The 1,414-nt window shown below is 58.5% G+C and carries 3 protein-coding genes; all 3 read left to right on the top strand.

What is annotated here, in order from left to right:
- A partial coding sequence (locus BLQ98_RS18025; RefSeq protein WP_208596106.1) for a Mu transposase C-terminal domain-containing protein occupies nt 1-533 on the top strand: 533 nt, incomplete at its 5' end.
- Between the two features lies 1 nt (nt 534).
- The gene (locus tag BLQ98_RS18020) at nt 535-1,248 is read left to right on the top strand and encodes a TniB family NTP-binding protein (RefSeq protein WP_244148491.1); all 714 of its coding nucleotides are present in this window, start codon (nt 535-537) and stop codon (nt 1,246-1,248) included.
- An 8-nt stretch (nt 1,249-1,256) separates the two neighbouring features.
- The gene (locus BLQ98_RS18555; RefSeq protein ID WP_244148490.1) at nt 1,257-1,412 is read left to right on the top strand and encodes a hypothetical protein; all 156 of its coding nucleotides are present in this window, start codon (nt 1,257-1,259) and stop codon (nt 1,410-1,412) included.
- Nucleotides 1,413-1,414: the final 2 nt, after the last annotated feature.

The following is a 1,414-nucleotide window of genomic DNA, read 5'->3' as shown; positions in this document are numbered from 1 at the left end:
TCTCAGAGCAAATGATGGGCGATATCCCCTTCGAGATTGAAGCCTTTCGGGTGAGCTTTCTGCCAAGTGAACTGCGCAAGGTCAGGCGTGACGGCCTCCATCTGTTCCAGATACGGTACTGGTCCGATGCGCTTGCAGGCCACATCGGGCGCGGGGATGGAAAGATGGTCGTCCGCTACGACCCTCGCGATATCTCAATGATCTGGGTCGAATTGGACGATGGCCGATATGTTGAGGCGCGTTACAGAAACTTGGAAATTCCGCCCGTGCCGCTCTGGGAATATCGCGAAGCCATGAGGAAGGCCCGTGCCCTTGGCAAATCCGGGTCCAATGAGCTGGTCCTGGCTGAGCTGATCCGACAGCAACGCCAGATCGAGTTTGAAAGCCGGGGCCTAACGAAGGCCGAACGCCGATCCCGTGAAAGAAAAGGGACATTGGAGGGCACCAACTCGGCTGTCTCGAAAACCGAAGGGCTGCGCCCGATCGACACGGGTGATACATCGCGCCCATTGTTCAAAGTGGAGAGATGGTGAATTGAGGGCAGGGACAACAGAGGAAGACGGTCGGATCGCCCTCATTCAATCGGATATCTGGATTGGCTTTCCGCGGGCCGAACAAGTTCTGGACCGTTTGCAGGGTATGATCGAAGCGCCAAGGCAAACCCGTATGCCTGGCCTTCTTGTGCATGGCGCGTCCGGGATCGGCAAGACGATGATCGCCCGCAACCTGTCGCGCAGATATGCACCGGAATATGACCCAGCATCGGGAATTACGCGAACGCCGCTCTTGCTGTTGCAAGCACCACCAGCTCCCGACGAACGGCGGTTCTATCTGCACATCCTGGCGTCCGTCGGGGCACCGGCCACGGCACTGGGCGCGCGCGCTCAAAATGTGGCCTCCCTCGAAGTCCGTGTCGTCGCGCTTTTGCGCGACCTTGGCCTGCGGATGATCATGATCGACGAGGTCCACAACCTCTTGGCCGGGACCCACCGCGAACAGCGCCGCTTTCTCAATGTTCTGCGGTATCTCAGCAATGAACTCGAAGTGTCACTGGTCTGCCTGGGGGTCAGCGAGGCCGTCGATGCCATCCGTGGTGATATCCAGCTTGCCAGGCGGTTGGATGAACATCACCTGCCGAACTGGCGCGACGATGCCGAGTTCTCGGACATGATCCAAACACTCATTGCGGCAATGCCCCTCGAGAAGAAATCCAATCTGTCAAGTCGCTCAAGCAGATACTTGCACTGACCGGTGGGGTGACCTCGCGCATCTTCGCCCTGATCAAGGATCTTGCCATCGACGCCATTGTCACAGGTGAGGAATGCATCACCGATGACGCAATCGTAAAATGGACGCCGGTTTGGTCGCGCCATGCGAACCCCCATCGGCGGCTCGAGAAGTCCGGGGTGTGAAG

Source organism: Sulfitobacter litoralis (genome assembly GCF_900103185.1).
Classification (GTDB): Bacteria; Pseudomonadota; Alphaproteobacteria; order Rhodobacterales; family Rhodobacteraceae; genus Sulfitobacter; species Sulfitobacter litoralis.
The sequence above is the reverse complement of the archived record's forward strand: the minus strand, read 5'-3'. Positions and strand labels throughout refer to the sequence as shown.